The 26,341-nt window shown below is 41.3% G+C and carries 24 protein-coding genes and 1 pseudogene; 8 read left to right on the top strand and 17 right to left on the bottom strand.

The genetic code is table 11. The features are described from left to right. Positions 1-417: 417 nt before the first annotated feature. From O3670_RS06495 to O3670_RS06515, 5 genes are all read right to left on the bottom strand, one after another. Positions 418-1,071: an LPXTG cell wall anchor domain-containing protein gene (locus tag O3670_RS06495; RefSeq protein WP_371595905.1), complete on the bottom strand. Its 654-nt coding sequence runs from the start codon at positions 1,069-1,071 to the stop codon at positions 418-420. Between the two features lie 4 nt (positions 1,072-1,075). Next, entirely contained in the window at positions 1,076-1,387 is a 312-nt protein-coding gene (locus tag O3670_RS06500; protein WP_037599303.1) for a hypothetical protein, read from the bottom strand. Positions 1,388-1,739: 352 nt separating this feature from the next. Further along, the gene (locus O3670_RS06505) at positions 1,740-1,982 is read right to left on the bottom strand and encodes a hypothetical protein (protein WP_037599304.1); all 243 of its coding nucleotides are present in this window, start codon (positions 1,980-1,982) and stop codon (positions 1,740-1,742) included. Between the two features lie 88 nt (positions 1,983-2,070). Beyond that, positions 2,071-2,958 carry a replication initiator protein A gene (locus O3670_RS06510; protein WP_049545454.1) on the bottom strand — a complete coding sequence of 296 codons (888 nt, stop codon included), beginning with the start codon at positions 2,956-2,958 and terminating at the stop codon, positions 2,071-2,073. After that, the gene (locus O3670_RS06515) at positions 2,958-3,149 is read right to left on the bottom strand and encodes a hypothetical protein (RefSeq protein WP_037599306.1); all 192 of its coding nucleotides are present in this window, start codon (positions 3,147-3,149) and stop codon (positions 2,958-2,960) included. Before O3670_RS06515 ends, O3670_RS06510 begins: the two co-directional genes overlap by 1 nt. Before the next feature lie 475 nt (positions 3,150-3,624). Here O3670_RS06515 and O3670_RS06520 point away from each other — a divergent pair, with 475 nt between their 5' ends. After that, positions 3,625-4,296, top strand: a complete 672-nt coding sequence (locus O3670_RS06520) for a hypothetical protein (protein WP_371595906.1) — start codon at positions 3,625-3,627, stop codon at positions 4,294-4,296. A 1,176-nt stretch (positions 4,297-5,472) separates the two neighbouring features. Continuing rightward, a complete protein-coding gene (gene mutY / locus O3670_RS06525; protein WP_371482822.1) occupies positions 5,473-6,624 on the top strand; it encodes an A/G-specific adenine glycosylase in 1,152 nt (383 codons plus the stop codon). A gap of 295 nt (positions 6,625-6,919) precedes the next feature. Here mutY and O3670_RS06530 read toward each other — a convergent pair whose 3' ends face one another. The 3 genes from O3670_RS06530 to polA all read right to left on the bottom strand — a co-directional run bounded on the left by O3670_RS06530 (position 6,920) and on the right by polA (position 10,785). After that, on the bottom strand, positions 6,920-7,081 hold the full coding sequence (locus O3670_RS06530) for a hypothetical protein (RefSeq protein WP_371595907.1): 162 nt from the start codon (positions 7,079-7,081) through the stop codon (positions 6,920-6,922). Positions 7,082-7,200: 119 nt separating this feature from the next. Then, positions 7,201-7,602, bottom strand: a complete 402-nt coding sequence (locus O3670_RS06535) for a DUF6608 family protein (RefSeq protein WP_073686404.1) — start codon at positions 7,600-7,602, stop codon at positions 7,201-7,203. Between the two features lie 543 nt (positions 7,603-8,145). Next, positions 8,146-10,785, bottom strand: coding sequence for a DNA polymerase I (gene polA, locus O3670_RS06540; protein WP_371595908.1), 2,640 nt, complete (start codon positions 10,783-10,785; stop codon positions 8,146-8,148). Positions 10,786-10,959: 174 nt separating this feature from the next. Here polA and O3670_RS06545 point away from each other — a divergent pair, with 174 nt between their 5' ends. Beyond that, entirely contained in the window at positions 10,960-13,308 is a 2,349-nt protein-coding gene (locus O3670_RS06545; RefSeq protein ID WP_037602639.1) for an endonuclease MutS2, read from the top strand. Between the two features lie 100 nt (positions 13,309-13,408). Here the strand turns inward: O3670_RS06545 and O3670_RS06550 are convergent, their stop codons facing one another. Next, positions 13,409-13,951: a CvpA family protein gene (locus tag O3670_RS06550; protein WP_037602641.1), complete on the bottom strand. Its 543-nt coding sequence runs from the start codon at positions 13,949-13,951 to the stop codon at positions 13,409-13,411. Then, the gene (locus O3670_RS06555; protein WP_004183554.1) at positions 13,948-14,262 is read right to left on the bottom strand and encodes a cell division protein ZapA; all 315 of its coding nucleotides are present in this window, start codon (positions 14,260-14,262) and stop codon (positions 13,948-13,950) included. Before O3670_RS06555 ends, O3670_RS06550 begins: the two co-directional genes overlap by 4 nt. Before the next feature lie 316 nt (positions 14,263-14,578). On the opposite strand from O3670_RS06555, the gene rnhC reads away from it, so the two are divergent. From rnhC to recD2, 3 genes are read left to right on the top strand one after another with little or no spacing between them, the layout of a single operon-like run. Further along, complete coding sequence (rnhC, locus tag O3670_RS06560) at positions 14,579-15,469, top strand: ribonuclease HIII (RefSeq protein WP_037602749.1); 891 nt, start codon at positions 14,579-14,581, stop codon at positions 15,467-15,469. Between the two features lie 18 nt (positions 15,470-15,487). Then, the gene (gene lepB, locus O3670_RS06565; RefSeq protein WP_048674972.1) at positions 15,488-16,129 is read left to right on the top strand and encodes a signal peptidase I; all 642 of its coding nucleotides are present in this window, start codon (positions 15,488-15,490) and stop codon (positions 16,127-16,129) included. 60 nt (positions 16,130-16,189) lie between these two features. Beyond that, positions 16,190-18,694 (top strand): SF1B family DNA helicase RecD2, encoded by a 2,505-nt coding sequence (recD2, locus tag O3670_RS06570; protein ID WP_371595911.1) that lies wholly within the window; start codon positions 16,190-16,192, stop codon positions 18,692-18,694. 51 nt (positions 18,695-18,745) lie between these two features. Here recD2 and O3670_RS06575 read toward each other — a convergent pair whose 3' ends face one another. The 5 genes from O3670_RS06575 to tsaB are packed head-to-tail and all read right to left on the bottom strand — an operon-like array spanning position 18,746 to position 21,917. After that, complete coding sequence (locus tag O3670_RS06575; RefSeq protein ID WP_002884560.1) at positions 18,746-19,072, bottom strand: branched-chain amino acid transport AzlD family protein; 327 nt, start codon at positions 19,070-19,072, stop codon at positions 18,746-18,748. Next, entirely contained in the window at positions 19,059-19,751 is a 693-nt protein-coding gene (locus O3670_RS06580; RefSeq protein ID WP_002884750.1) for an AzlC family ABC transporter permease, read from the bottom strand. Before O3670_RS06580 ends, O3670_RS06575 begins: the two co-directional genes overlap by 14 nt. A 51-nt stretch (positions 19,752-19,802) precedes the next feature. Further along, positions 19,803-20,816 carry a tRNA (adenosine(37)-N6)-threonylcarbamoyltransferase complex transferase subunit TsaD gene (gene tsaD / locus O3670_RS06585; RefSeq protein ID WP_002884621.1) on the bottom strand — a complete coding sequence of 338 codons (1,014 nt, stop codon included), beginning with the start codon at positions 20,814-20,816 and terminating at the stop codon, positions 19,803-19,805. After that, positions 20,816-21,271 (bottom strand): ribosomal protein S18-alanine N-acetyltransferase, encoded by a 456-nt coding sequence (gene rimI, locus O3670_RS06590; RefSeq protein ID WP_037602742.1) that lies wholly within the window; start codon positions 21,269-21,271, stop codon positions 20,816-20,818. The genes tsaD and rimI overlap by 1 nt, the downstream gene beginning before the upstream one ends. After that, positions 21,231-21,917 (bottom strand): tRNA (adenosine(37)-N6)-threonylcarbamoyltransferase complex dimerization subunit type 1 TsaB, encoded by a 687-nt coding sequence (gene tsaB, locus O3670_RS06595; RefSeq protein ID WP_037602740.1) that lies wholly within the window; start codon positions 21,915-21,917, stop codon positions 21,231-21,233. The genes rimI and tsaB overlap by 41 nt, the downstream gene beginning before the upstream one ends. A 260-nt stretch (positions 21,918-22,177) precedes the next feature. Here tsaB and O3670_RS06600 point away from each other — a divergent pair, with 260 nt between their 5' ends. Both O3670_RS06600 and rnjA read left to right on the top strand, forming a co-directional pair. Continuing rightward, positions 22,178-22,408: a DNA-dependent RNA polymerase subunit epsilon gene (locus O3670_RS06600; protein ID WP_002884752.1), complete on the top strand. Its 231-nt coding sequence runs from the start codon at positions 22,178-22,180 to the stop codon at positions 22,406-22,408. 4 nt (positions 22,409-22,412) lie between these two features. Next, entirely contained in the window at positions 22,413-24,095 is a 1,683-nt protein-coding gene (gene rnjA / locus O3670_RS06605; RefSeq protein WP_002884294.1) for a ribonuclease J1, read from the top strand. A gap of 44 nt (positions 24,096-24,139) precedes the next feature. Here the strand turns inward: rnjA and O3670_RS06610 are convergent. Together O3670_RS06610 and O3670_RS06615 are read right to left on the bottom strand one after the other, a co-directional pair. Then, positions 24,140-25,389: pseudogene (locus O3670_RS06610) on the bottom strand (ISL3 family transposase). A gap of 225 nt (positions 25,390-25,614) precedes the next feature. Further along, entirely contained in the window at positions 25,615-26,247 is a 633-nt protein-coding gene (locus O3670_RS06615; protein WP_002891908.1) for a CHAP domain-containing protein, read from the bottom strand. Between the last annotated feature and the right edge of the window lie 94 nt (positions 26,248-26,341).

A 26,341-nucleotide genomic window follows, 5' to 3' on the forward strand; every position in this document is an offset into this window, starting at 1 on the left:
TGACTTATCTAGGTCAATATTCAAACAAATAACGAGCCAGGGAATCGAACCCCGTTACGCTCCTAAAAGCACTCGCTACTAACCAATGTCTTATCGTAGTTCTTGGTTAAATGAAATCTAACTGGCTTGTATTTTAATGATTAGGTTTATTTATTTTCTGACATTATTATGCTATAATGTCGATGTAAGTTTTAAATTTTTATAAATTTTTAACTAACCCCGATGGCCGTCGGGGTTTTTTTGTGTAGAGGTTGCTGAAGACCTCTTCTTTAAGACGGGTTTATCAAGCCATTCAAACCGTCCTGATAATTTTTTAAAATTTGTAATATAACGGCCGATTAAAATGTATAGCATATTAAGACCAATTAAAATTACAAATGATAAAAGAATTCCTAGAATTGGTTTTAGGTAATCCATCTAGTCCTTCTTACGTTTTGGCAAGAAACCAAGTCCTGCTGCAATAAGAAATGCGCCTAGGCTTGTAAGGCTTACTGTAAGGGCGGTATCATCACCAGTGTGTGGTAACGACTCTGTTTCAGCGGCTACTGCTTGTTTGTCAGTTGACGGTTTAGCTCCAGGGGCTTTATCCGTTACCTTATTTGGATCAGGAATTTGACTGTTAGAAGCAGTTGTTTTTGACTTCTTCGTCTTAGAAGTAGATGGTTTTTCCTCAGACTTTGGTGTTGTCGGAGGAGTTGGCGTTACAGGTGTGGTAGGTGCTGTAATACCAGAAGTCCCGTCTGACACATGACTAGCACTTGTATCAGGAACCTTGTCTGTTGGAACAGTAGGCGTTACCGTCTCGGAACTAGATGCTTTTTCCTCAGACTTTGGTGTTGTTGGAGGAGTTGGCGTTACAGGTGTGGTAGGTGCTGTAATACCAGAAGTCCCGTCTGACACATGACTAGCACTTGTATCAGGAACCTTGTCTGTTGGAACAGTAGGCGTCACGCTAACCGTTGGGCTAGTTGACCCGTCAATAACAGGCGTTGTTTCATCAGCGAAAACCCCTGATGATGCAGTTGCAAGCACTGCTGTTGAGATAAGTGAAATAAATTTCGCTTTATTCAAAGTCTCATACCTCTCTTTTCTTTTCCTTGCGGTGATAACCGACACCGCTTAAGCGAAGGAAGGATTGGTTGTTTTGCACAAATTTTCTTGCAATAACTAAATTATTCCGTTTAACGACTGATATTGCTTGAAATATAGTTGCAAAAGGCACAATCTCTTCCACGTTTACAAGTCGTCCATTTTTTCGCTCTTTTTTTTGAATTGCTGCGAACTTTGGTCGACATTTGGCAACGGTACCGTCTTGAAGATATAGCATTACACCACCTTCAAGACCGAGTTGCCTGAGATCGGATAATCTCAAAAGAGTATCATTCATTTCGAACTCCTTTTTTTGCTTTTGTTTAACCCAAAATAGTTAAATCTGCATTTTGACGTAAGGTTTATAGCTTTGTTCACCTCGAACTCATTAAGGCTGGTAGCCACGGCCCGCTTGACCAACCACACAATTTTAACTGTGGGTCCTACCTCGTTAGCACTTACTTCCTGTAAGTGTGCCTTTGTTATACTTGATACCAGGCGCTAGATATACTTCTACTAGCTACGCTTTCGCCCCCATTTCTTTATTTTATGCCTTGAGTATCACTAATCAGGACGAAAGATTATTATTCAGTTTTCAAGGAACATCAAGCAGTTTTAAGACCTGCTAAGGTCAAAGCTAAAGCAGCTTGTTACATACCAGTTGAAATCCAAGGGCCAACGCTGTCGTAAACCCATCCAACTCCGTTAGCATAGCCTTTTAGGACACTACGGTAATAGAGTCTTCCACGAATTCGGCGGTACTCATAGTAACGTCTCACTGGAGTATCTGCGTGTGCAACATTATCACCTGTCTTGTGCTGAACAGCACTGATTGTTGCACCACCCACTCCAAGAAGAGTGACTGCAAGCATAAGTTTGTTAGCAAATTTCATTTTGCTACCTCCTGAAAACATTTGTGACAGTTTAACGACTTATCCAGGTCATGCTTCTCAAGAAGGTGCTTGCGTTATATTCGCCAGGTCATCCATTCGTATTTTCTTGTTTTCGTCTCTCTTGATTGAAAACAGCTAGAATGCCATTAAAAACAAATTCTGCAATTTTTTCTGTAGAGGATGCGTAACGCATATTTTCCAGGGCGTATTGATAACGTTCATCAAAGTGGCGCATTACAAAGTCTGCTGAAGCTTTTGAGAACCTCTCTTGTCTTAGACGGTCATATACAAGTCCCCAAATATAATCTCTATCGTACTGTGTTGCTTCATCAACTTTGCGGTTTAGCGTATTTTGATATTTATCATCTTGACTAGAGTGAGCCATTTCCTCATCATCATCAAAATGACTGACTTTATTATTACTCTCTTTAATCTCACTCACTTTAGTATAAGTTGAGTCGTAATTTGCGACTTCTTGAAGTCTGATTTCACGACTTCTTGAAGTCGTATTTTCCGACTTCCGGAAGTCGGCTTTTTCGACTTCCGTTGATTTCACTGGGTTTAAGAGCTGTTGAGCTTCCTCAAATTCCATATTAAGAATTTGAATATCTGTGATAGCGTTCTTGACATAGATGCGATTAGCCTTATTTAAACCTTGTCTAACTTCATCAATCAGCCCATATTTAATTAACTCTTTTTTCAACTTCATGACTTTATCTCGACCACAACCAAGGTCTTCAGACAAGTCCTCAATGTTGTAATAAATAAAAATATCGCCCAAGTCATCCACGAATCGTAAGTCACCTTTACGAGTGCTATCAAGCGAAGCACTTAAACGGTCACGGCAAAGCATAAACATCAACTTAGCTTCTGCTTTCAGTTTGCGGTAATACTTAGATTTAATAACCACTTTTGGAAGTTGATAGAAATTGTCGCTATTCAAAGCCTGCTCTAAAGAAATTCTACCGTAAGCCATTACCTTACCTCCCCAACTTTCAGCATCATACCACCTTGTTTAGGAAACTTAATCAAGTTATACTCTTCAAGTTCCTTCAAAGATTCAACTACTTTTTCACGTGACCATCCTGTATCATTCATCAATGACACAATAACCATATTTCTTGATTGTCTTTGTTTAGCACGTAATTTTTTCTGATTTGATTTCATAATTGAACCTCCGAGAGTTAGTATGAGAAAAAACAAAGAGAACGCTTTCCACGTTCTCTTAATGTTATTTATCTAATTCTCCCAATTCAGGACACATACGTGAATAGATAGAAATTTGAATCGCTAAGAAAAAAAAAATTAAGCCTTATGAGTCGTCTTTTCTCCGGCCAAACTTCATGCTAAAATAAGAGAATGCTTTATCATAAAAAGAAATTTAGGAGAAAAACTAGGGCTTCCAACCTTTAACCACTACTATAATATTCCTATTACTTCCCTAGAATATGATTTAAAAAACTTAGGTCCGAGTGACGTCTACATTATCACTTTCAAACAGGACAATAACCTCTTTGTTGTTGACATAACACATCAGCTTGGTCATACCAGTCATTTTGATACCGTCTCCCTCTTTGAACTAGACAAGCTCTTATCTGGTATCGCTGCTGTTCCTTTAGCCGCTGTCCAAAACATACAAATCTTGTCCTTTCCAGACAAGTTACACTCTCTGAACCCTAGTCAACTTCTAAAAAATCTCGTTGCTCTTTACTACAAGGATGCAGAAATCATGCGTTACCTCAAGACGACTAAAAATACCGGTGATCAGGTGACAAGATATCAATTAGAGGCTGAACGACTAGAAAGACAAGGTAAGAGTTTTGACTTCTTCAAGTACGTCAGCCGTGGCAAAATACGAGAAGAAGACGGTCTATCGGAAGTGTCTAGCAAGGACTACGACTTCATTCCTGATTTCCACCCCTTCTTAACCTCACCAAGAAGCCAGCAGGTTTTAAGCGTACCAGTAACCTACTTTGATGACAAAACGAAACAGACCGCCAAAATAGACATCATGGGGTGGTATATCAAGGACCAGCAACTTAAGATTCGTTGGAAACCCAAGTACATGCGCAAACGTCGATGGCGCTCATCACGTATCTCAGTTGATATCGTGACCGACAACTACTTCTTCCAAGGACAAATCTATAGAGACAGTAGTGCCCCCATATTTCTGAACAACCTAAACTTCGATAGTAAAATTCCTAAGAGTTTCCTACCGCATCTTAAAAATCAATACCAAATCTTTACGACTCTAGTAAAAGAACAAAAAAGGCTTGCTCTCCTACGGAAGGTTCGGTTGAACAAAAAGGACTAAGAGTCTCTCACTAAAATCCACTAATATTCAACATATCAAAAAGCTCATTCTTACACGCTAGAATGAGCTTTTAAGATTCTTCAATTGTCATTAGAACATCCTTTTGGAATTTCGTAAAAAATATTTTCATAAGGAGGAGTCATTGTGTGTCACCATTTTTATACCTAGCAATCATAGATTACCTCCATCAACTTACAAACAACTTTCAAGCATTGTAAATTTTCTATTACATCGGTATCACTCCCTAAGCTATTTTATGCAATAACTTGAAGTGTCTCCATTTTTATAACGTCCTAAATTCATCATCATAGTAATCGCCTCCGATTCTTATGATTTGAGACCTATCTCCCCATTGACCACTCAATGAGGTTTACTTGTCGCCGTTCTTATAACGACTTACATCAAACATCAACATAAGCGTCACCTCGGTACTTTGTTACAAGATTTAAGCATTTAACTTTTGTCGATAGATTACTCATTTGGCATTGGTATCACTCCTTAAGCTATTTTACGCAACAACTTAAGTGTCTCCATTTTTATACCTACTAACATTTCTCATGAGCTTTACCTCACTTTTTGACGTTAATCTTGAGTTTAGCTTTCGATTTCTGGTGGTATCACTCCCTTGTAGCTATTTTATGCAACATTATTAATCGCCGTTTTTATACCTACTCATATTTTTCATGAACTCACCTCGTTCATCTTAAGAATATAGGATTTACGTTTCGTATGGCATGGGTATCACTCCTTAGGCTATTTTACGCAACAACCTATGTGTCTCCATTTTTATACCTACTAACATTTCTCATGAGCTTTACCTCACTTTTCTTAAGTTAACAGATTTGAGTTTGGCTTTCGACTTCTGGTGGTATCACTCCCTTGTAGCTATTTTATGCGACTGAATTAATCTCCGTTCTTGTAACGCCCTACTGTCATGCGGTCACGCTCCTCAGAGATGATTGGTAAAGTTATTTGTTTTGCCTACTGTTTTGTTTAGAGATCTTAGTCTCCATTTTTGTACCTTGAAATATTTACTCTCACCATGGCTTTTTCCTCCTTGATGAATTCTTATCTTCTTTACACTTTTAGTATAATGTAAACGCTTACTTTTGTCAATCCTTTTGTCGGAAAAACGCATAATTTTTTGAAAAAAGATTTCTTTGCTACAATAGAGACATGTTAGATTTAAAAGAATACGGCATTGTCATGTGGGATGCTGAGAAAATCGCGTCTTTTCGTCGCACCCTCCTGGACTGGTACGATCGAGAGAAACGAGACCTCCCCTGGCGTAGGACTAGAAACCCATACTATATCTGGGTCAGTGAAATCATGCTACAACAAACCCAGGTTCAGACTGTTATTCCCTATTACGAGCGCTTTTTAGACTGGTTCCCAACAGTTAAGGATTTGGCCGAAGCCCCAGAAGAGAAGCTTCTCAAAGCTTGGGAGGGGCTAGGTTACTATTCACGTGTCCGAAACATGCAAAAGGCTGCGCAACAAATCATGGATGACTTTGATGGTCAGTTTCCAGATACATATGAAAACATTGCCAAACTCAAGGGCATCGGACCCTATACTGCTGGTGCTATTTCTAGCATCGCTTTTGGGCTTCCAGAACCTGCTGTTGATGGTAATGTTATGCGGGTTATGGCTCGTCTCTTTGAGGTTAACTACGATATCGGAGACGCCAAAAATCGTAAGATTTTCCAAGCGATTATGGACATTTTGATTGACCCTGACCGTCCAGGTGACTTTAATCAGGCGCTTATGGACCTTGGGACTGATATCGAGTCAGCTAAAAATCCAAGACCCAACGAAAGCCCTATTCGCTTTTTCTGTGCAGCCTATCTCAATGGAACTTATGACAAATACCCCATCAAATTGCCAAAGAAAAAGCCTAAACCTATGCAAATTCAGGCTTTTATTATCAGAAATGCAAAGGGTGAATTTCTGCTCGAAAAAAATATCGAGGGACGTCTGCTAGGTGGTTTCTGGTCCTTCCCTATTATGGAAACAGACTTTATTAGCCAACAACTCAGCCTTTTTGAAAAGGATGATAGTATTCTCGAGACAGTCTCTCAAAAAGCTATTTTTGAGGAAAATTATGCCCTCAAACCAGAGTGGACAAACAATAGCTTTACACCCGTAAAGCATACCTTCAGCCACCAAAAATGGACTATAGAGATAGTAGAAGGTAGCGTTAAGAACGATAAACCTACTTCCGATAAGGAGCTACGCTGGGTGGCTAGTCAAGACTTTGACCAGTTCCCAATGGCCACACCACAGAAGAAGATGATTAAGGCTTATGAAGACAGTAAAAAAGGATAGCATTTAGTGCTACCCTTTTTCTTATACATCAAGTTTATCGTGCTTACGGCCTCGCAAAGCAAGGTATACTTTTGAAAGAACTACTCCCAAAAAGATATAAAACAATTCCAAATAAGTCACATTTTTTGACATCAAAAATTCAATCATAATACGACACTCCTTTTTATTAAGAACTCCTGTCGCTGTTTTCAGCTATGCTTCTATTATAGGTAAAATGACCAATAAAAAATAGTGACATAAATGTCACTACGGGGAACAAAGAAGCCGAAACGTGCAAGTTTCAGCTTGAGAATTATTAATCTACTTTGTAGAAGAAGTAACTGTCGTCAGTGGTGCCATAAAGTGACTGCCCACCCCAGATACGATCCTTACTTTTATCTGACTGATTGTCTACTTTCTCATTAGGTGATGACATTACAGAACCAGTCAAAGGTACTCCTTTGGGTAAAAACGCCAATGTTCCACCTCCAGGACCAACTTCTTTTGGTACAAGTCCTGCTTTAAAAAAACCATCAGTAATTTTACCATATTCAATTGCTACCTTTGCCGTATACAATTCTATAAATTGGAATTAATTTACTTCATTGTCTCTTTCTTTTTTCTACATTTGTACACAATAAAATGGACTATACAAAATATAACGAACATAGACGTGAAATTTATCCAGACGTCCATATACGCGGACTGAGCTAAACTTTCTCTAAAGCTCGTAGACCATACATAAAAAAATGCAAGTAAAACTGTCGGTATGTACGAAACTGCATATCTTAGAACCATAGGCTTTATAATCAGCTCTGTAACAAGAGCATATGCCACTACACCTATTAAAACTATGATTGCTCTGTCTATTTCGTGCCAGTTTCCGCTCGGATCCTCATATATTCCGTTATATAAATACAAAATGCTGTTTAGCACCGTTACAAATGTATATAAAACCGTATATGCGAAAATCAAATTCTTATATTTATCCTTTTTCATTGCACTACTACTCCAGAAATTCAAATTTGTTTATCTAATTATAAAATAAAGGTTAACGATTAATCAATTTAATTATATAACTAAAATTAGAAATGTTTATTCCAAATTTATTTGAGAGCTGTTCTAAGTTATTCCTTCCTTTCTAAGTTCATAGATTAGAACTTGTGACTTGCTCTTCGGATGAAAGCCTCTGCTACCGGCCAAGGCTTAAAAAAACACCGATTCAGCACCACCTTTGCTAGCTGACCCTACTAGCAAGTCTCATTAGTATATTAGCTACTGGTCGGGAACCCCTATCTAATATAACACTTTAGGGGGACTTTTTTGATATATCGTTAAAAACTTTTCGGAACCACTAGCATAGCTGGTGGTTTTCAATAGGCAAAAAAGCCGAACCTCAGTCCAGCTTTCATCTGTCTATTTCTACTTGGTCATAAAGTAGGTGATAATCACCAATACTGCTACAATACCTAGGATAACAGCCAGAAATCCTAGCATGTAACGCAAGAGAAAATAGGTAAATGGAAAATTTTCTTTCATGTTTTACTTTGCCTCATACCATGTACGGCCGTCATTCTCATCTGCAATGAGTGGGACAGCGAGTTCGACTGCAGCTTCCATGGTTTCTTTAACCAAGGCTTTCATCGCTACAAGTTCATCGTTTGGCACCTCAAGGACGATTTCATCGTGCACTTGGAGGAGCATCTTAGTTTTATAGCCACCTTCTACCAAAGCCTTGTCTAAGTTAATCATAGCAATCTTGAGGATATCCGCGGCACTTCCCTGGATAGGCGAGTTGATAGCTGTACGCTCTGCGAAGTTGCGAACATTAAAGTTACGAGAATTGATATCTGGCAACTCACGACGGCGATGGAAGAGGGTTTCTACGTAGCCCTTATCCTTAGCTTCACGAACCACATTATCCATATAGGCCTTGATGCCAGGATAACGCTCAAAGTAGGTGTCGATATACTCCTTGGCCTTCTTACGGCTAATGCCAAGGTTGTTAGAAAGGCCGAAGTCAGAAATGCCATAAACGATACCGAAGTTAACAGCCTTGGCGTTACGACGGTCGTTAGGCGTGACATCCTCTGGCTTTTCAATACCAAAGACACGCATGGCTGTAGAGGTATGGATATCTGCCCCCTCTTTAAAGGCTGCAATCAAATGCTCATCTCCCGAAATGTGGGCAAGCACGCGCAACTCAATCTGTGAGTAATCCGAGCTTAAAAGTACTGCGTCCTCAGTCGATGGGACAAAAGCCTTACGGATGAGACGACCTTGCTCCAAGCGAACAGGGATATTTTGCAAGTTTGGATCCACTGATGAGAGGCGACCTGTCTGTGTTAAATCTTGCACATAACGGGTATGGATTTTGCCATCCTCAAGGATATAATCCTGAAGTCCCAAGACATAGGTAGACTGAAGCTTGGTGATTTGGCGGTACTCCAAAATCTTAGCTACGATTGGAGCAATTGGTGCCAAACGTTCAAGGACATCCACAGCCGTTGAATAACCTGTCTTGGTTTTCTTAGTGTATTCCAAAGGTAGTCCCATCTTTTCGAAGAGGATGACACCCAACTGTTTAGGCGAGTTAATATTGAACTCCTCACCAGCCATTTCGTATATTTCTTGGGTTAATTTATCAATAACCACTTGGTTTTCCACTGCCATCTCGTTAAGGGTTTGTCCCTTAACCTTAATACCAGCGATTTCCATCTTAGCTAGCACATTTGCCAGTGGTAATTCCATATCAAAGAGAAGCTCTGATTGGCCGTGTTCAGCCAATTTTTCAAGCATGACAGGTTTAGCTACCTGAAGGACCTTGACTTTTTTAGCTAGGTGGCTGAGCAAGACCTCTGTTTCAGGAACGGCACGTTTAGCTCCTTTACCATAGACCACTTCATTTGTTTCAAGCGGCAAGTCTGTATAGAGACGGGCAATGGTTGACAATTCATTGTCTTCGACGGTTGAGAGTAGGTACTTAGCCAAACGGGCATCAAAATTAGCCGTAGGCAAGTCAATACCTAGATGACTCAAAAGGACCTTACTACGCTTGAAATCGTAGATATTAACAGCTTTAGAAAGAGCTGCCTGGAAGGCGTCTGATTTGAGTAGACCAGTATCTGTAGACGCATAAATCTGCTTGTCGTTACCCCATGCAAAACCGATGATAGGCTCAGTATGATAATTCTCATCAAGGATTTCAAAATAAAAGAAATCGTCAGGGCTGAAGTGATCTTCTGTCACTTGGCTTGGCTCAGTATAGGCCACATCAAAATCTTTTAGCACAGCCTCGCCACCAAGGGCATTTTTAAACTGAACAAAGCCCATCTCGTCATAAAAGGCTGCCAATTTTTCAAGGTCAGGTCCCGTAAAGGCTGTATCATCTAGGCCAATTTCAATAGGAGACTGGGTATCAATGGTCGCCAGTGTTTTAGAGAGGAAGGCTTGTTCCTTGTCATTGATAAGATTTTCCTTCATTTTGGACTTCTTCATCTCATCAATATGCTCATAGATACCTTCAAGAGAACCGTGTTCCAAGAGGAGCTTGAGACCAGTCTTTTCACCAATCTTAGTAACTCCTGGAATATTATCGGACTTATCACCCATGAGAGCCTTGAGGTCGATGAATTGCGCTGGGGTAATCCCCATTTTCTCCATGAGGTAGTCGGGTGTGAAGGCCTCAAACTCAGCCACACCTTTCTTCGAAATCTCAACGACTGTGTTTTCGTCAGTCAGCTGAATCAAGTCTTTATCCCCAGAGACAACAGTAATTTGATAGTCCTCACTGGTATTTTCAGCCATCTTAGCCAAGGTACCGATAATGTCGTCTGCCTCATACTGAGCCAGGTCATAATAGGCAATACCACGTGCAGCCAACATCTCACGGATATAAGGAAACTGCTCACGGAATTCCTCTGGAGTCTTGGCACGACCAGCCTTATAGTCCGCAAACATCTCTGTACGGAAAGTTGTTTTACCCGCATCAAAGGCTACCAAGACATGAGTCGGTTGGATACGCTCAAGCAGGTTGTCCAACATGAGGTGGAAGCCATAAATGGCATTGGTATGAAGGCCACTATTGTTACGAAAACGGTCAATTTGATTATAAAGTGCGAAAAAGGCACGAAAGGCAACGGATGAACCGTCAATTAGGAGTAATTTTTTCTGATTAGTCATAGGTTTATTATAGCATAGATGAGAGCATTGGTTTTAATTGAAAACCTCTTATTTTAGGGAGACTCTTTTGTAAAAATAGCTAGTCAACATCTGATGACAAGAGTCCGCTCATAAAACGACCTCAGGCATTTCCCACCTCCACGCCCCATAGGCAAATGTGCTATAATAGAAGCTATGAACACAAAGATTTTAGACCAATTAGAATTTAACAAGGTCAAGGACCAGTTCACAGAATACCTGCAGACCGAACAGGCTCAGGCGGAGTTACGTGACTTGGTACCTATGACCAATCCAGAGAGAATTCAAAATCAATTTACAGAAATCCAAGAAATGGCAGAGATTCTCGTAGAACACCACGGCTTTGCCATTGGTAGCTTGCGAGATATTTCTGAACCCTTGCGTCGCTTGGAATTGGATGCTGACCTCAACATTCAGGAGCTTATTGCCATCAAGAAGGTGCTGCAAGCTTCAGCTGACCTTGGTCGCTTCTACGCTGACCTTGAAAATGTTGAGCTCGTCGCTCTAAAACGTCTTTTCGAAAAGATTGAGGCCTTCCCAAGTCTACAAGGCAGTCTTCAAAGCATCAATGACGGTGGTTTCATTGAGCATTTTGCTAGCCCTGAGTTGCAAAATATCCGTCGTCAACTCAAATCTTGTGATGATGCCATTCGCCAGACCTTGCAAGACATTCTCAAGAAATCTGGCCACATGTTGGCTGAGAGTTTGATTGCTAGTCGTAATGGTCGTTCAGTGCTGCCTGTCAAAAATACCTACCGTAACCGTATTACTGGGGTTGTGCATGACATCTCAAGCTCTGGAAACACAGTGTATATCGAGCCACGCGCCGTTATCCAGCTTAACGAAGAAATTACACAATTACGTGCAGACGAACGCCATGAGATGGCCCGCATCCTGCATGAACTGTCTGATCAACTCCGTCCACAAGCTGCTGCTATCGCCAACAACGCTTGGATTTTGGGCCACATGGACTTTATTCGTGGGAAATACCTCTATCTCCAGGATAAGAAGGCGGTTATTCCAAAGATTAGTGACAACCAAACACTCCAACTGCTTAACGTTCGTCACCCACTTTTGATCAATCCAGTAGCCAACGATTTGAGATTTGATGAGGACCTCACAGCCATTGTCATCACAGGTCCCAATACCGGTGGTAAAACGGTCATGCTTAAAACTCTAGGACTAGCACAACTGATGGCTCAATCTGGTCTTCCAATTTTGGCTGATAAGGGCAGTCGTGTGGCCATTTTCCAAGAGATTTTTGCGGACATCGGAGATGAACAGTCTATCGAACAGAGTTTGTCAACATTCTCTAGTCACATGACCCACATTGTCGAGATTTTGGATGCTGCCGACAACAACAGTCTTGTCTTGGTCGATGAGCTTGGGGCTGGTACTGACCCTCAGGAAGGGGCTAGTCTAGCCATGGCAATCCTAGAGCACCTCCGTTTGAGTCAGATTAAGACCATGGCTACTACTCACTATCCTGAGCTTAAGGCCTATGGGATTGAGACGCAACATGTGGAAAATGCTAGTATGGAGTTTGACACAGCAACTCTAAGCCCTACCTATCGTTTTATGCAGGGTGTCCCTGGTCGCTCTAACGCCTTTGAAATCGCTCGTCGCCTCGGCTTGAATGAGATTATTGTCAAGGAAGCAGAAAACCTCACGGATACTGATAGTGATGTCAACCGTATCATCGAGCAACTTGAAGCCCAAACTGTGGAAACACAAAAACGTCTGGAGCACATCAAGGACGTTGAGCAAGAAAACCTTAAATTCAACCGTGCGGTCAAGAAACTCTATAATGAATTCTCCCATGAGTACGACAAGGAACTCGAAAAGGCTCAGAAAGAAATTCAAGAGATGGTGGATACAGCTTTGGCTGAGAGCGATAGTATTCTCAAAAATCTCCACGATAAGAGTCAACTCAAGCCTCATGAAGTTATCGACGCCAAAGGAAAACTCAAGAAACTTGCCCCTCAAGTGGACCTCTCTAAGAATAAAGTCCTTCGTAAGGCCAAGAAAGAAAAGGCTGCGCGTGCCCCTCGTATCGGAGATGATATCATTGTTACCGCCTATGGTCAACGTGGTACCCTTACCAGTCAAGCCAAAAATGGTAACTGGGAAGCCCAGGTAGGTCTCATCAAGATGACACTCAAGGCGGATGAATTCACTCTTGTTCGTGCCCAAGCGGAAGCCCAACAACCTAAGAAGAAACAGATTAACGTGGTTAAAAAAGCCAAAAAGTCATCTGGCGGTCCTCGTGCCCGTCTAGACCTTCGTGGGAAACGTTACGAAGAAGCCATGCAAGAGCTTGATGCCTTTATTGACCAAGCCCTACTTAATAACATGAGTCAGGTGGACATCATCCACGGTATTGGTACAGGTGTCATCCGTGATGCTGTTACCAAATATCTCCGCCGTCATCGCCATGTTAAAAGTTTTGAATATGCCCCACAAAGTGCCGGTGGTTCCGGATGTACCATTGCAACCTTAGGGTAAAAATAGTTAAGAAAGACTGAGACCTTGTGTCCGGTCTTTTTCATATCCTACCAAAACAAAGAACAAAAAGTCTCCCTTAATCAAGGAAGACTTCTATTTTCTATATCACACTTGTCCACAAATGCTGGATAATCTGACTAACTGGAAAATAGCCATTAATCAAGATACGTAAAACCCAGCTCGATGACAAGAGCGTTTGAATGTTGTTCATAGGAACAGTCGCAAGAATATTCCCCAACATAGTCAAAGGCACAAGACTCACTAAGGTGGCCAAGACCCCACCCACCACTTGGTAATGTCTCTGATCAAGTCGCTCAATTCTCACAAAATGGAAGAAAATACCAAGAAAGCGTAAGCCATAATAGGCTATACAGTAGATAGCAAAATAAGCAACACCCGCATAATAGACACGGTCAAGTGAAAAGATGTTCTGATCTTTAAAGAAAGCTATACTGGCATCCTTGGTTGGATTGGTATAAGGTACCCAAAGATTGATAGCCTCTCCTAGCGACCGGTAGAAATAGGCCGCCACACACATGGCGATAATGACTGAAACCACGTAATAAGCTTGCATAAAGAGGCCTCGACGGTAGCCAATGTAGAAATTCCAAGCCATAATGGCTAAGACAAGGAGTCCAATCATGCGTCATCCTCATCGTCATTTGTAGCTGTTGCCTTGACCTTAAGTTGCTCAAGTTGCTTAGCTCTCAACGTTTCCAACTCTTTTTCCATATCTTCAACTTGAATTTCGCGTTCCAACTGAGTCGACAAAGAATTGATAGCCATTAGGATAGCAATTGTTTCATTGTCAGCATTTTTCATCTGCTCTTTGATAATTTTATATTTCTCATGGGCAACACGCTCCACCTCTTCCATGAATAGGTTGTCCTTATCAGTTGTTAGCGTGAGGTTCTTCTCTCCAAAATGAAATTTGTAACGGTTCTTATTTGCCATTTGCTTGTTAGCTGCCAATCAATGGTGGTCGCGGATTCGCCACCGCAGCTTCTCCTTATTTTATTGCTTTTATATCGCCATTTTTTAGCAAGATTCAGACACTTACTCTGAGGCGTGTTCGATACTTAAATGCCAACCCATTTTCTCTAATTGTGGAAAAAAGAGCATGGTTAGGCATTCTCTTTCTAATCATTATATCCTAAATTTTAACATTCGTAAATTTTAGACTTTGCACTTCTCTAGAAAAATAATTTTCAGAGATTCCGAGTCTGTAAAATATCTACCAATTCTCCTTTTTTGTGCTAAAATAGATTTCATGGGCACAATCGTATTAAAAATGACAGCAGAGCAGATTTCGACACTTCAAAAGGACCTGGCAAACTATGCGACTGCGACTAAAAATCCTTATGCACGTTTTTCAGCCAAGGTCGATGGAATAAGTGTCATCGCCTATACTTCAGGAAAGGTAACTTTCCAAGGAGCTAAGCCAGAAGTCTTGGCTAGCCGTTTTGGATACCAAGCTGAACCTAAGCATTCACCTGATGGGCAAAACCTAGCCCTAATTGGATCAGACGAAGTCGGAAATGGCTCCTATTTTGGTGGTCTAGCTGTTGTAGCTAGTCTAGTTACCCCGGCTGACCATGCCTTTTTGAAATCTCTTGGGGTCGATGATTCTAAAAATCTTAATGATATCAAGATTCGTCAGATTGCACCTATATTGGAGGAGAAAATTCCTCACAAGGCACTCCTTCTTTCGCCTAGAAAGTACAATGAAGTGGTTGGAGACGGTAAGAGTCATAATGCTGTGTCCGTTAAAGTAGCTCTCCACAATCAGGCTATCTTCTTATTGTTACAATCAGGTGCTAAACCAGATAAGATTGTCATTGATGCCTTCACCAGTGAGAAAAATTATCAAAAATACCTCAAGAATGAACGCAATCGCTTTGACTTTCCTATCACTTTAGAAGAAAAGGCTGAGGGGAAATACTTAGCTGTTGCGGTGAGTTCTATCATCGCTCGCAATCTCTTCCTGGAAAATCTGGACAAACTCAGCCAAGAGGTTGGCTACACCCTTCCTTCAGGTGCTGGTGCTAAATCTGACCAGGTCGCAGCCAAGCTTCTTCAAGCCTATGGAGATCAGGCTCTCCAAGCTACTGCTAAATACCATTTCGCTAATACTAAAAAAGCCTACCAACGCTTAAAATAACCCTGAAAGGCCTTAACTATGAAAAACAAATGGACCCAATACTTCCTCATTTTCCTTAGTGAATGGGGACTCTTTCTCCTCTTTATCACCTTCTTCCTCTTGACTCGCCTCTTCCTATGGCTCCCTGTTCAGGTTGACGGCCATTCAATGGATCCTACTCTAGCAAATAACCAACGTGTTATCGTTTTAAAACATACATCCATTGAGCGCTTTGATATTGTCGTTGCCAAGGAAGTCGAAAATGGTAAAACGAAACAAATCGTAAAACGTGTCATTGGTATGCCAGGTGACACTATCACCTATCAAAACGATAAGCTTACTGTCAACGGCAAAGAAGTTAAGGAAGAATACCTCAAAGAATTCCAGGCTGCCTTTGCCAAAGATAAGCTACAAAAAGAATATGCTTACAACGATGACAAGAGCAAGAGTGGCTACTTCCAACAACTAGCTAAGGATGCCAAGGCCTTTACAACCAATGCTGACGGTAACACGACCTTCTCTGTCACTGTTCCTGAAGGCAAATATTTCCTACTTGGAGACAACCGTATTGTTTCCAAAGATAGTCGAGTAGTTGGTTACTTTGACAAGAGTGCTCTTGTAGGGGAAGTTAAATTCCGCTTCTGGCCACTTAATAAAATTGGTACCGTTGAGGACAACTAAAAATACTGAATAAGATAAGGTTGGGGAAACCCAGCCTTATTATGTATCTAGGAAAAACACATGCAAGAATTTTATTTTTCAGGAACTATCGAACGCGTCATTTTCGAAAACGCTAGTAATTTTTTCCGTATTCTACTCTTAGAAATTGACGAAACAGACAGTGATTTTGAGGACTATGAAATCATTGTCACAGGAACCATGGGAGATGTCATGGAAGGCGAAGATTATACTTTCTGGGGTCAGCTAACCAATCATCCAAAATATGGTGAACAACTCCAAATGACGCGCTACGAACGGTCAAAACCTTCTGCTAGCGGTCTTATCAAGTATTTCGCCAGCGACAATTTTAAGGGGATTGGTAAGAAAACAGCTGAGCGTATTGTCGAGATTTATGGTGAAGACCCTATTGACAAGATTCTCGAGGATCCGAGCAAATTAGAACAGATTCCTAATCTGTCCAAGGTCAATCGAGAAGCCTTCGTTGCAAAGTTAAAAATCAACTATGGAACCGAACAAATCTTGTCCAAACTTTCCAGCTATGGACTCACACCAAAAGCTGCCTCACAAATTTTCAACCAATATAAGGAAGAATCGCTCAACCTTATCGAAGAACACCCTTATCTCTTGGTAGAAGAAGTTCAAGGAATCGGATTTAAAATAGCCGACCAACTAGCCGAACGCTTAGGGATTGCTAGTGATGCTCCTGAGCGTTTACGAGCTGCCTTGATTCATTGTCTGCTAGAAACTAGCATGGAAGAAGGCGACACCTATATCGAAGCCAAAGCCTTGCTTGAACGAACTATCATCCTTTTGGAAAGTGCTCGTCAGATTGAACTTGACCCCGCCTTAGTCGCGAAGGAATTAACCAATCTCATCCAAGAGGATAAAGTGCAAAATATAGAGACTAAAATCTTTGATAATACCCTATATTTTGCGGAACAGGGCATCTATACCCACCTAACTCGTATCATGAAAGACCAACCTGACATCAGTGCAGAGGACAAAATCCAAGCAAGTCTTGAAGAGGTGGAAGAGGAGCTTGGTATTACTTATGATAAGGTTCAAAAAGATGCCATTATCAAAGCCCTACAAAGCAAGGTCTTCATCCTGACAGGTGGTCCCGGGACAGGTAAAACCACCGTTATTAACGGAATCATTAAAACTTATGCCGACCTTCATGGTCTAGATCTCAAAAAGTCTGATTTGCCTATTATTTTAGCGGCACCAACAGGACGGGCTGCTCGTCGAATGAACGAACTCACCCAACTCCCTAGTGCCACTATCCATAGACATTTGGGACTCAATAGCGAGGACGATTTCAAGACCTTAGAGGACTATCTCGATTGCGACTTGATTATCATCGATGAGTTTTCTATGGTTGATACTTGGTTGGCCAATCAACTCTTTGAAAGTATCTCTGATTCAACCCAAGTCGTCATTGTGGGTGACCAAGACCAACTGCCTTCCGTAGGCCCTGGCCAGGTCTTGGCTGACCTTTTGCAGATTGATGACTTGCCTAAGGTTTCTCTGACCAAAATTTTCAGACAATCTGAGGACTCCACCATCGTTACCCTAGCTAGTCAGATGCGTCAAGGCCAACTACCCGCTGATTTCACAGAGAAAAAGGCTGACCGCTCTTACTTTGAGGCCAATGTCAACCATATTCCACAGATGGTCCCTAAAATTGTCTCTGCCGCTATAAAGAGCGGGATTGCTGCTCAGGATGTGCAGATTCTAGCTCCCATGTATCGAGGACAGGCTGGTATTAACAATCTCAATACTATTATGCAGGACCTACTTAATCCTCAAGAAAAGGCCAATCAATTTGCCTTTAATGACATTTTCTTCCGTAAGAACGACAAGATTCTCCATCTGGTCAACGATACTGAACTCAATGTCTTCAATGGCGACATCGGCATCATTACTGATCTCATCCCTGGTAAATATACTGAAAGCAAGCAGGACGAAATTTACATGTCCTTTGATGGCAATGAGGTTATCTATCCTCGTAACGAATGGAATAAGATTACTCTGGCCTATGCCATGTCAATCCACAAATCCCAAGGGAGTGAGTTTCCAGTCGTTATCCTTCCCATCACACGCCAAAGTGGACGTATGCTACAACGTAACCTCATCTACACTGCTATCACACGCGCCAAGAGTAAGCTAGTCATGTTAGGGGAAATCGCAGCCTTTGATTATGCTGTTCACAACGAGGGGGCTAAACGAAATACTTATCTCATCCAACGTTTTGAACAAACTTATACACAAGCTGTTGATAAGTCTGTCGAAAAGATTGTTAAAAACGAGGCAACAGGCGCCTCCAATCAAACAAAAACGAAAAACAACGACCCCTCAGAAACCCTTGAAAACAAAGACTTTTCGGAAAATATCAATCCATCCCCAGATTTTGTTAACACTTATTCACAACCTGTGGATAAGTCTGTTAACAAACCTGTGCAAACAGAAGAAAACTATCGTTTAACTGAAGAAAATTGGACAACTATAGATCCAATGATTGGGCTCAGTGAAGACGATATTGCTGCCTTTTTTAACAATAACTAAAAAAGACTTGGAAAGCGACTCACTAAGAGCAACTCCAAGTCTTTTCATTTGCTAAAATACGAAACGAATCAGGGCCATAGATATTATACCAACGATTACTGCATAGAGCAGATTTTTGCTCTTAAAGGCTACAATTACCGTTGGCACAGTAGCCAGGATTTCCATCCACTTAAACTGTGGCAAGTGACCAATCTTCTCAGTCGTGAGACTAGAGAGAATCAGAGCAAAGAGGATAGAAACTGGTAAATAGTGCAAAAATCGAACAAAGATATCTGGAAGCCCCTTGTATTTCACTAAAACAAAGGGAAGCACACGAGGAACCCAGCTGACCACAAACCCAAGTAGAATAGAAATGAGAATAAACTTATTGACGGCCATCACACATCACCCCCACACTACATCCAACCAAAGTAGCCACTAAAACAGCCAAAGATTCCGACAAGATGACACTAAAGCTCAGATAAGCCACAGCAATAGATAGTAAAATCAAGAGTAGCTTACGCACGCCTTCCCCTAACAAGGCATCAATCTGACTACTCAACAAACCAATAAACATGGCAATCAAAGCAAAATCCAAACCAAATAGCTCAGGATTAGGAATCATGGAACCAATCAAACAACCAATAACTGATGATACAATCCAAACCAAATAGCTGAAAATATTGTTACCATGCATCCAGTTAGCAGGAATATCTTTATGATGCACATATTCTCCCAACAAGACACCATAACTTTCATCCGTAATCAGACTACCAATTCCCAGCTGATTCCAGAGGCTTGTTTTTGTAAAAATCGTCGTTGCATGTAAACTCATCAACATGTTACGCAAATTAACCAAGAAAACAGTCAAGGTTAACTCACCTAGACCAGCTCCTGCAACTACTAAGGCACACATGGCAAACTGGGCCGAGCCACCATAGACCAAGGCACACATGAGGCCAACCTCAAGGGCTGATAAACCCGAAGCGGCTGCTACAACACCAAAGGCTAGACCAATAGCTACATAGCCTAAAGCTGTCGGTACTGCGGCTTTTACACCTAAACGAAAGTCAGACACACTCAATTCCTTTCTAAAGGAACCTCTTACCAAACTAGTAAGAGGTTCTTCTTATTCTTCAAATCCTGCAAAGGCTAGACTTGGTTTTGCATTCAAGTCCAACTCAGCAAAATGTTTTTGATCACATTCAATAGCAGCTGCTAGAGCAATCATGCCAGCATTGTCACCACAAAGACGTAAAGGCGGAATGACTACATCTACATCTGTGATTTCTTCAGCCAAACGTTCTCGTAAGCCCTGATTAGCTGCCACGCCACCTGCAACAACAAGTGTCTTGACAGGATAACGCTCCAAGGCTTTCTTAGTCTTAGCTAGAAGGATATCCAACACAGCAGCTTGGAAAGAAGTACAAAGGTCTTCTTTAACTAGTGCTTCTCCCTTCTGTTCTGCATTGTGATGTAAATTGATGAAGGCTGACTTCAAGCCTGAAAATGAAAACTCCAAGTGGTCTTCCTTAATCATAGCGCGTGGAAAATCATAAACATCTTTCCCTTTATGAGCCAATTCATCAATTTCACGCCCGGCTGGGTAGGTCAAACCCATCACACGCCCGACCTTGTCATAGGCCTCACCAACTGCATCATCACGTGTCTCACCAACAATCTTGTAATCCCCCGGTTCTGACACATAAACCAACTCTGTGTGTCCCCCAGACACCAAAAGTGCTAAGAGGGGATATTCCAATTCTTGAACCTCACGCGCTGCCATAAGATGCCCAGCCATATGGTTAACTGGAATCAAAGGCAATCCGTGTGCCCAAGCGAAGGCCTTAGCAGCTGCCATCCCGACCAAGAGCGCCCCGACCAAACCAGGACCATAGGTTACTGCTACAGCATCTAGTTGTTCAGCAGTAATTCCCGCCTCAGAAAGGGCATCTTTAATGCAAAGAGTTACCACTTCCACATGGTGACGGCTAGCCACCTCAGGAACAACACCACCAAAACGTTTATGGCTTTCCACCTGACTGGCAATAATATTACTTAAAAGTTCCTTCTCATTTTTCAAAACGGCAACTGAAGTCTCATCACACGAGCTCTCCACTGCCAAAATATATCTATCTGCCATTAGACTTCCTCTCGCCTCATGATAACTGCATCTTCTTGAGGCTCATGATAATAATTTTTCCGAATTCCTAGACTTTCAAAACCAAATTTTCTATAAAGTGCCTGAGCGACTTGATTTGAAGACCTCACTTCTAGAAATATAGGCTCACTACGCTCTTCCAAATGATTCATCAGCTGACTAGCATAACCACGCCCCTGATAAGCTTTTAAAACGGCGATATTGGTCACCTCAAGCTCACCCACCAAATTTTGAAGGGCTAAAAAACCAACAACTTCTTCCTGGTCATAAACATAGAAATACTCAGTAGTATCCAAAGCCAAGTCCGCTACCACTTGTTCTATCGTCCACGGAGATTTGTCATAAACATCCGACAAAATCCGATAAATCAGTTGAGCTTGCTCTTGGCTACTCAATCTAGACGCGCTTGATGTAGTTGTCACGGTTAGTCTCCTCATGCGTCTTAAGCCAATTCTCTTCCGCCTCAACCCGCTTCAAGTAATATGGAACAAAAGCATCCACATCAACAGAAGGCAAGGACAAGCCTAAACGACCAATTAACTGGGCAGACGGAAGACTTGACAAGATAGTTGCTTCTGGAAGGCTTTCTTTAATCTGATCCACAAAATTAGCCACTTCACCGACAAATGTCACCTTTTCAAAAGTTTTAGCTTGCTCAAGAACATCTACAAAAGCTGCATGGCAATCTGGGACGAGGGCCTGACCATTTTCATAAAAACCAACGTAAACATTATTACGACGGGCATCCATAATAGGAATCACAACACCGTCAACCGAAAGGTCTGTCAGCGCCTGTAGACTTGAAACCCCCACTAAATCAATGTCAAGCGCATAGGCTAACGTCTTAGCTGTTGCGACAGCCACACGAAGCCCGGTGTAGGATCCAGGCCCCTGTGCAACCACAATACGTTCTAAATCAGACGGCTGCCAGCCTGCCTGAGTAACTAAAAAATCAATGGTGGGCATTAAACTAATACTGTGGTTCTTTTTTACTGTGACAGTTGTTTCTGCCACTAGTTTCTCATCTTCCAACAAGGCTACTGATAAAGCAGTGCTAGAAGTATCAAATGCTAATATTTTCATCTTTTTTCCTTGTTTCCTTTTATGCTTTTCTATTATAACACAAGTCACTGTTTCCCAGAAACGAACATTTTCCAACTTTTTCCGCCATTTTCTTTATCTAGCCCTTATCTTATGGTACAATAATAGTAATTGTTAAACGAATCAAGGCTACTAGCTATTACTCATAAAGTGAATATCATAACGTCAAGTAAATCATGGAAAGATTAACTTGACCGGTTTTTTTATAGAATGGCAGAGCCTTTTGGAAAGAAAGGAAAACCATGATTTATAAAGTCTTTTACCAAGAAACTAAAGAGCGTAATCCACGCCGTGAACAGACAAAATCACTCTACCTAGATATCGATGCAGAAACTGAACTTGAGGGACGTATCCAAGCTCGTCAAATCATCGAAAAAAACACTGCCTATAACATCGAATTCATCGAGCTCCTCTCAGAAAAAGCCCTTGAATACGAAAAAGAAACAGGCGTTTTTGAAGTAACGGAGTTCTAAGACCATGGCATCAAAAATCAATCTAAAACCTGAAGAAGTTGGGGTTTATGCGATTGGTGGTTTGGGGGAAATCGGTAAAAACACCTATGGTATTGAATACCAAGATGAGATTATCATCGTCGATGCGGGTATTAAATTCCCCGAAGACGATCTTCTCGGAATCGACTATGTCATCCCAGACTATTCTTACATCGTTGAAAACGTTGATCGTGTAAAGGCACTTGTCATTACCCACGGTCACGAAGACCATATTGGTGGGATTCCCTTCCTTCTTAAACAGGCAAATATCCCAATTTATGCAGGACCGCTTGCTCTTGCTCTTATCAAAGGAAAATTGGAAGAACACGGACTACTTCGTGACGCACAACTCTACGAAATTAATGCTAATACAGAGCTTACTTTCAAAAATATGAGCGTGACCTTCTTCCGCACTACTCACTCAATTCCAGAACCTCTCGGTATTGTCATCCATACACCTCAAGGTAAAATTGTGTGTACCGGTGACTTTAAGTTTGACTTCACACCAGTAGGGGAACCAGCAGACCTTCACCGTATGGCTGCACTTGGTGAGGAAGGCGTTCTTTGCCTCCTCTCAGACTCAACCAATGCTGAAGTACCAACTTTCACTAATTCCGAGAAGGTTGTTGGCCAATCCATTATGAAAATTATTGAAGGCATCCACGGACGTATTATTTTCGCCTCATTTGCCTCAAACATTTTCCGTCTTCAACAAGCTGCCGAAGCCGCTGTAAAAACTGGCCGTAAGATTGTTGTCTTCGGACGTTCTATGGAAAAAGCCATTGTCAATGGGGTTGAACTAGGTTACATCAAGGTTCCAAAAGGTACTATCATTGATCCTAGTGAGATGAAAAACTATCATGCCAGTGAGATTCTTATCATGTGTACCGGTTCTCAAGGGGAGCCTATGGCGGCCCTTGCACGTATCGCCAATGGGATGCACCGCCAAGTGACACTACAACCTGGTGACACTGTCATCTTCTCATCTAGTCCTATTCCAGGTAACACCACTAGTGTTAACCGTCTGATTAATACCATTCAAGAAGCTGGTGTTGATGTTATCCACGGTAAAATCAACAATATCCATACCTCTGGACACGGTGGTCAACAAGAGCAAAAACTAATGCTTCGTTTGATAAAACCAAAATTCTTCATGCCTGTTCACGGTGAATACCGCATGCAGAAAGTCCACGCAGGTCTTGCTGTTGATTGTGGCGTTCCAAAAGATAATATCTTCATTATGGAAAATGGTGATGTCTTAGCCCTAACAAAAGACTCTGCGCGTCGTGCAGGTCACTTCAATGCTCAAGATATCTATGTTGATGGTAATGGTATTGGGGATATCGGAGCTGCCGTTCTTCGTGATCGTCGTGATCTTTCTGAAGATGGTGTCGTACTTGCCGTAGCTACTGTTGACTTCAAGTCTAAGATGATTCTAGCTGGTCCAGACATCCTCAGTCGTGGCTTCATCTATATGCGTGAATCTGGCGATCTTATCCGCGAAAGCCAACGCATTCTATTCAATGCTATTCGTATCGCTCTTAAGAACAAAGATGCTAGCATCCAATCTGTTAACGGAGCTATCGTCAATGCTTTACGCCCATTCCTATATGAAAAAACAGAACGTGAACCAATCATTATTCCAATGATTCTCACACCTGATAAATAAAAAAGGCTCTTTGTCAACTGTAGTGGGTGACGAAAAGCTAACATCTAGAGAGGACCTGATAGGTCTTCTCTTTTTTTATGTTCAGAATGATGAAGACACGTTTCTTAAAGTTGATGAAGTTTCTAAAACCGAAGCCCAACCGTTTGATGTCTTTAATCAACTTATTAGTTGCTTCAAGTTTTGCGTTTGAATAGTCTGTTTCTAGCGCATTCTTGATGTATTGCTTGTGTCTAAGAAAAGTCCTAAAGACCGTTTGAAAGTAGTGATTGACCTTGCTCATGTTCTCCTCTATTAACTCAAAAAACTCATCTACTCTCTTCTCCTGAAAGTGAAAAAGTAAGAGCTGATAAAGTGTATAGTAGTCGGTAAGCTCTTCTGAAAAATCTAGTGTTTTCCCAACAACTTCATGTGGACTTAAGGTTTGACGGAAAGTCTTTGAATAGAAAGAATTGAGAGATAACTTACGGCTGTCCTTTTGAAAGAGTTGCCAGTGATTTTTCAAGGCTCGATAGGGTAGAGACTTCTTATCGAACTGGTTCATAATCGCAATTCTTGTCTTTAAAAAGGCTCGACCAAGGTGCTGGATGATGTGGAAACGATCAATAATGATTTCGGCGTTTGGGAAAAGTCTGCGAGCTAGTGGGATATAGGCTCCTGACATATCCATTGTAATAAACTGTACCTTTTGTCGAACTTTCAATGGGTACTTCAAAAAGTGGTTTCGAATCGTGGTTTGACGGCGATTATCAAGGATGGTTATGAGTTTGTTGGTCTCATAGTTTTGCGCCACAAAAGCGAGTTCACCTTTCTTGAACCCAAACTCATCCCAAGACATAACAGCTGGGAGCTTGCCATAATGCTCCTTGAAAGTAAACTGGTCAAGTTTACGATAGACAGTGGACGTCGATACACGAAGTCTTCTGGCAATATCCGTTAGTGATACCTTCTCAGTTAGAAGTTGTGCAACCTTTTGTCGGACAAGGTTGGAGATTTGGTGGTTTTTCTCAACGATTGAGGTTTCAGCCACCGTTACTCTCTTACACACTTTACACTGGAAGCGACGTTTCCTCAGACGTAGTAGTGTTGGAGTTCCAGCTTGTTCGAGAAGAGGGATTTTAGAATGTTTTTGAAAGTCGTACTTGATTATCATTCCATGGCAATGAGGGCATGGTGGTGCAGGGTAATCGAGTTTTGCTTGAATCTCGATATGAGTGTCAGTTTCGAAAACAAGTGAAATCTTGATATTTTGGTCTTTAATTCCGATTAATTCTGTGGTATTCTTAATAAGTCTCATAAGTTCTTCCTAATGATGGTTTGGTTGCTTTTCATTATAGTTCTTATGGGACTTTTTGTTTACACTCAAAAAGCTCTATAATCTCTACAGTGGTTTTACCCACTACAGAAATTATAGAGCCATAAAAAAATGGTAGCCATCTAGCTACCATTTTTTAAGTTTAAATCTAGTCCAATACACAATCCTTCAGTAAGTAAAAAAGCGCTATAAGCGCTTCTTTCCGTTTTATGCACCTGGATAAATGTAAGATACTGAACCTGGTGTTAGTGAATTTTGTGGATCAAACCAACCACGATAGTTATTGATTTGTTGTTGACCTTGATAATTTGACTCCAAGATTTGAATTTGACCATCTTGACCAACTTGTGTTACATAACCAACGTGACCATAACCACCATCAGTCCAACATACAATTGATCCTGTCACAGGTGTTGAACCTACAGCATAACCTTGGCTAGCAGCGCTTCCGGCCCAATCACCACCATTACCCCACCAGTTACTTGCCCATGGAGCGACTTCCTTAACACCCCATGTACATTGACCAACTGGATAGCGATTCCAAGTAGCATCTGAATCAGTAGCTGTTACCTCTGAAGAAGAAACTTCTGTTGTTTCTTCAACTGCCGTAGTAGCTCCTGAAACTTCCAAGCTTCCACCAGGAACAATTGTTGACCAAATAGTCATGCCATTTTCAGCTGCTAATTGATAAGGATCTACACCATACTGACTAGCAATCCCGAAGAATGAATCTCCATTTTGAACTGTATAAGTATCAGCATTAACTGTTTGTGCGACTGTAAGACCGAGCAATAATGCACTTGAGGCTGCTGCCAAAGCAGCTTTTTTTGTAGTTTTCATATTTCCCCCTGAATAAGATTAATATGGAATTAGTTTAACACTCTCATATTTTAATGCGATTAAGGGGGAATAAAGAAATATGACAAAAGAAAAC

The sequence above is a fragment of the Streptococcus sp. 27098_8_74 genome (genome assembly GCF_041431705.1).
GTDB lineage: Bacteria > Bacillota > Bacilli > Lactobacillales > Streptococcaceae > Streptococcus > Streptococcus salivarius_E.

Coding starts and splice junctions, on each gene's coding strand:
- O3670_RS06500 (WP_037599303.1), bottom strand. CDS start 1,387: ATGAATGATACTCTTTTGAGATTATCCGATCTCAGGCAACTCGGTCTT.
- O3670_RS06505 (WP_037599304.1), bottom strand. CDS start 1,982: ATGAAATTTGCTAACAAACTTATGCTTGCAGTCACTCTTCTTGGAGTG.
- O3670_RS06510 (WP_049545454.1), bottom strand. CDS start 2,958: ATGGCTTACGGTAGAATTTCTTTAGAGCAGGCTTTGAATAGCGACAAT.
- O3670_RS06515 (WP_037599306.1), bottom strand. CDS start 3,149: ATGAAATCAAATCAGAAAAAATTACGTGCTAAACAAAGACAATCAAGA.
- mutY (WP_371482822.1), top strand. CDS start 5,473: ATGTTAGATTTAAAAGAATACGGCATTGTCATGTGGGATGCTGAGAAA.
- O3670_RS06535 (WP_073686404.1), bottom strand. CDS start 7,602: ATGAAAAAGGATAAATATAAGAATTTGATTTTCGCATATACGGTTTTA.
- polA (WP_371595908.1), bottom strand. CDS start 10,785: ATGACTAATCAGAAAAAATTACTCCTAATTGACGGTTCATCCGTTGCC.
- O3670_RS06545 (WP_037602639.1), top strand. CDS start 10,960: ATGAACACAAAGATTTTAGACCAATTAGAATTTAACAAGGTCAAGGAC.
- O3670_RS06550 (WP_037602641.1), bottom strand. CDS start 13,951: ATGATTGGACTCCTTGTCTTAGCCATTATGGCTTGGAATTTCTACATT.
- O3670_RS06555 (WP_004183554.1), bottom strand. CDS start 14,262: ATGGCAAATAAGAACCGTTACAAATTTCATTTTGGAGAGAAGAACCTC.
- rnhC (WP_037602749.1), top strand. CDS start 14,579: ATGGGCACAATCGTATTAAAAATGACAGCAGAGCAGATTTCGACACTT.
- lepB (WP_048674972.1), top strand. CDS start 15,488: ATGAAAAACAAATGGACCCAATACTTCCTCATTTTCCTTAGTGAATGG.
- recD2 (WP_371595911.1), top strand. CDS start 16,190: ATGCAAGAATTTTATTTTTCAGGAACTATCGAACGCGTCATTTTCGAA.
- O3670_RS06575 (WP_002884560.1), bottom strand. CDS start 19,072: ATGGCCGTCAATAAGTTTATTCTCATTTCTATTCTACTTGGGTTTGTG.
- tsaD (WP_002884621.1), bottom strand. CDS start 20,816: ATGGCAGATAGATATATTTTGGCAGTGGAGAGCTCGTGTGATGAGACT.
- rimI (WP_037602742.1), bottom strand. CDS start 21,271: ATGAGGAGACTAACCGTGACAACTACATCAAGCGCGTCTAGATTGAGT.
- tsaB (WP_037602740.1), bottom strand. CDS start 21,917: ATGAAAATATTAGCATTTGATACTTCTAGCACTGCTTTATCAGTAGCC.
- O3670_RS06600 (WP_002884752.1), top strand. CDS start 22,178: ATGATTTATAAAGTCTTTTACCAAGAAACTAAAGAGCGTAATCCACGC.
- rnjA (WP_002884294.1), top strand. CDS start 22,413: ATGGCATCAAAAATCAATCTAAAACCTGAAGAAGTTGGGGTTTATGCG.
- O3670_RS06615 (WP_002891908.1), bottom strand. CDS start 26,247: ATGAAAACTACAAAAAAAGCTGCTTTGGCAGCAGCCTCAAGTGCATTA.